Source organism: Leuconostoc sp. (genome assembly GCF_965300815.1).
The window spans coordinates 1-3,741 of the sequence record NZ_CBDKZH010000032.1; the positions used below are offsets into that span (position 1 = coordinate 1).

4 protein-coding genes are annotated in these 3,741 nt (G+C 43.7%); 3 read left to right on the forward strand and 1 reads right to left on the reverse strand.

Annotated features, from left to right (window positions below; genetic code table 11):
• The first annotated feature begins 57 nt into the window (after positions 1 to 57).
• A complete protein-coding gene (locus ACW12G_RS03495; RefSeq protein ID WP_270747690.1) occupies positions 58 to 468 on the forward strand; it encodes a hypothetical protein in 411 nt (136 codons plus the stop codon).
• Positions 469 to 1,263: a DUF6681 family protein gene (locus ACW12G_RS03500; RefSeq protein WP_147000902.1), complete on the forward strand. Its 795-nt coding sequence runs from the start codon at positions 469 to 471 to the stop codon at positions 1,261 to 1,263. It begins immediately after the preceding gene.
• 1 nt (position 1,264) lies between these two features.
• Here ACW12G_RS03500 and ACW12G_RS03505 read toward each other — a convergent pair whose 3' ends face one another.
• The gene (locus ACW12G_RS03505) at positions 1,265 to 1,708 is read right to left on the reverse strand and encodes a GNAT family N-acetyltransferase (protein WP_455647279.1); all 444 of its coding nucleotides are present in this window, start codon (positions 1,706 to 1,708) and stop codon (positions 1,265 to 1,267) included.
• Positions 1,709 to 1,767: 59 nt separating this feature from the next.
• On the opposite strand from ACW12G_RS03505, the gene ACW12G_RS03510 reads away from it, so the two are divergent.
• Positions 1,768 to 3,741: LTA synthase family protein (locus ACW12G_RS03510; protein ID WP_455647280.1), on the forward strand; the 1,974-nt coding region annotated here is incomplete at its 3' end.

The following is a 3,741-nucleotide window of genomic DNA, read 5'->3' on the forward strand; positions in this document are numbered from 1 at the left end:
GAGATAGCGTGACATGTATTGATATCAGCAGCTTTTAGTAAGGCTCTTGGGGGAATTATGACTAAGAAATATCGGACACCGCCTTTTTTAACGCCGGCGGCAATTGTGTCACTGATTATTGCGATTAGTGCGGGGAATCTTGCTGTCAATGTTGCAACTGGTACCAAAGAGGGTGGCCAAGTTGCACCACGACAAACAAGTGTGGTGTCATCGGTGACGAGTTCATCACATGTGACTGAATCGGTTCCTAGCAGTACGTCATTATCGTCAACTAACGTGATATCCTCTTCGGCTGTGACGTCGTCGTTGCCAGCATCATCCTCATCATCGTCGCAACAAGCTGACGTTTCGGCAAATAGTACGCCGGCCTCGTCGTCAGCTGTCAGTAGTTCAACGTCTCAGGTACCAGCAGACAAAGCGGTGAGTGCAACGATTCCTGAGACAACGCCGACAGGAGGTGGCCAATAAGTGTTTACGTTACTTGATTTAGTGAATAGCTATTTGGGCTATTTTTCAACGAATTCTAAAACAAAAAATCGGATTTATACGGCTGTTAGTGCTATCGGCGTCTGGTATGTGTTATATATTGCCTATCGTTTTTTGGCCAATGGGCGTTGGCTACGCGGGGCAATGATTGCCATTGTTTTTGTTATCTTGGCTTATTTTGTCGTTTTAAATATTATTTACTATTTTACAAATACTGTAGTCAAATGGGATATTTCGCCAAAAATTGAGAAAGTGTTAGGCGGCCCGCAGCTTGAGGAAGAAAAAGTGGCTGTGCATGAAGTTATTGTACCCGCTAATGGGCTGTATCAACGGCAAAACGTGATGATGGGTGAAGTGACGGTCAATGCCACGCAGCAAGACAATATCACGCAATTAGCCACGGCGTTGATGCAACTCGGGCTGATGAAACAAGATTATGGTCATCTTGGTGAACAGGCACAACGGCAAATTATTTTACAGCATGATGTGATTTTTGCGAATCACCCAGGCACGCTTTTACCCTATTTTGATATGGTTGAAGTCGGTGGTGACATCAAAATTATGGGTGGCATTAACCAATTACAAGCGCGTGAACTTGGCACACTGGTCATGGTTGGTATGACACCTACACATCAGGCCATGATGACCTATCGATTAGCGCTGTCATCCGTCGTGATTACTGGGGGCATGGGACATGTTGCGACGCGCACGGCGTTGCTCGCTGTCCAACAACCGTACAAGATTCAGGTCGAAGTGGCCTACGAAAAAAAGAATTGATTTACACCAATTCTTTTTTCATGTTGATATGTAAAATGTCTGCCTCGTAGAATTCATCGCCAAAAGCTTGGAAACCTAAGTTTTCGTAGAAGCCTTTTGCTTGAACTTGTGCCCCTAGTTCAAGGGCTTGGATATGGTAACCTGGGGCTAATTTTTCGATGTAGGCGAATAATTGGCGTCCGATGCCTTGACCGCGCATTGGATAAAGGGTTGCCACGCGTTGGACATGCCAAACCCCAGGTTGCTCTTCAAAAACGCGGGCCGTACCAGCCAATTTACCGTCAACATAAGCCACAATGTGCAAGGCCGTTGCTTCAATGGCTGGATCATCTAGCTCAAGTTGCATTGGGACGCCTTGTTCGGCCACAAAAACGATTGTGCGAATGGTCAGGGCGTCGTCATGGATGGGACCTAGCCCAATTTGATGTTTGATTTCTATTGTCATACGAGTATTATAACAAGTTTTAACGCAAGGTGTATCGCTTTATTGGTATAATGGAGATTATGAAAAATCGTGTAAAGAAAAGCTTGAAACAGTTCTGGCAGACGACATTAGCGCCAAAAAATTGGTTGCGACAACTCAATACGCGCCGCGGATTTTTTGCCTGGGTCCTGACGCTGTTTACCTTAAAGACTATTTTAGCCTACGGTGTTGACTTTGAATGGTTACATGTCCAAGATCCGTTACAGGTGTTGTTAATGTTAGTGAATCCAATTGGATTTACAATGATTTTATTCAGCTTGACGTTATTTATTAAACCCAAGCAGCTCTATTACGGCACGTTGTTAATTTTAGATACGGTCTTAACGCTATTGCTGTATCTGAATGTGGTGTATTTTCGAGAATTCTCGGATTTCATGTCCATCAATACCATGCTCGGCTATAGTACGGTCAACCAAGGTGGCAAAGCAGCGGGGGCGATTGCCTTTGGCTTCCATGATATCTTATTTTGGTTAGATATTTTGGTGTTGCTTGGCTTAATATTGGCACGGAAAATCAAGTTGGATCCACGACCATTACCGCGTTTTCAACCCTTTAAATGGCTAACAGTTGGGGTGTTTGTGCTCATGGCCAATTTGTTTTTATCCGATATTGATCGGCCACAACTGTTAACCCGCCAATTTGATCGGGAGTACATGGTTAAATATCTGGGTCTAGGACCGTTTACGATTTATGATGCCATTAATACTTATCAAACGAGTCAAGTGCGCAAAAGTGCCACACCGTCCGAATTTACGCAAGTTAAAAATTATGTAAATAAACACTATGCGGCCCTCAATCCGCAATTCTTTGGGCGTGCTAAAGGCAAAAACGTGATTGTCATTCACTTGGAAAGTTTCCAGCAAATGTCAATTGATCGAAAGATTAACGGGCAAGAAGTGACGCCGTTTTTGAATAGTCTGTATCACAGTCAAAGTACCTTGGCCTTTGATAATTTCTTTAACGAAGTGGGGCAGGGTAAGACCTCCGATGCGGAAAATATGTTAGAGACGTCGACGTTTGGGTTGCCGCAAGGGTCATTGTTCTCAAAGCTTGGCAATGACCAGACGTTCCAAGCGATGCCAGCAATTTTGAACCAGCGAGCGAACTATTCAAGTGCGGTTTTCCATGGTAACATTGGCACTTTCTGGAATCGTAACAATGTTTATAAGCATATGGGTTATCAAAACTGGGTCTCGGGTGACTATTTCGATTTGACGGGACAAAAGGCCACAACCTGGGGTCTGAAAGATAAACTGTTGTTCCAAGAGTCGATTCCTTATTTGGAACAGTTACAGCAACCATTTTATGCGAAATACCTCACCGTGACGAACCACACGCCGTTCACGTTAGATAAAGAAGATCAAGATCCTAACTTTATCACGACCAATAGTGGGTCTAAAATTGTCGATAACTACTTTATCACGAATCACTATTTAGACCAGTCAGTGAAAGAATTCTTTGATTATCTGAAAAAATCAGGCTTGTATGACAATACTGCAGTTGTTTTGTATGGGGATCATTATGGTATCTCGAACACGGATGCGAAATATTTAGCGCCAATTTTGGGCAAAGATGAAAGCCAATGGAGTGACTTGGACAACGCGAACTTACAGCGTGTGCCATTTATGATCCATGTGCCAGGCATGACGGATGGTTATATTGATCATACCTTTGGTGGTGAAATCGATGTGGCGCCAACGCTTGAGCATTTACTCGGCATTACGACGCAGCGTTATATTCAATTTGGCCAAGACTTATTGAGTAAACAGCATGAACAAATTGTGGCGTTTAGAAACAAAGATTGGATCACGCCACAGTATGCGAGTCTTTCTGGGCGTTACTGGAATGTGCAGACTAACCAAATGATTACAGAACCAACGCCAGAATTGCAGAAAACGTTGGACAGTATTCAAGCAGCGGTTAACGAAAAATTAGATATGTCAGATAGTCTTAACCAGAAGAACCTGCTGCGCTTCTACACGCCAGACGGCTTT

Coding starts and splice junctions, on each gene's coding strand:
- ACW12G_RS03495 (WP_270747690.1), top strand. CDS start 58: ATGACTAAGAAATATCGGACACCGCCTTTTTTAACGCCGGCGGCAATT.
- ACW12G_RS03505 (WP_455647279.1), bottom strand. CDS start 1,708: ATGACAATAGAAATCAAACATCAAATTGGGCTAGGTCCCATCCATGAC.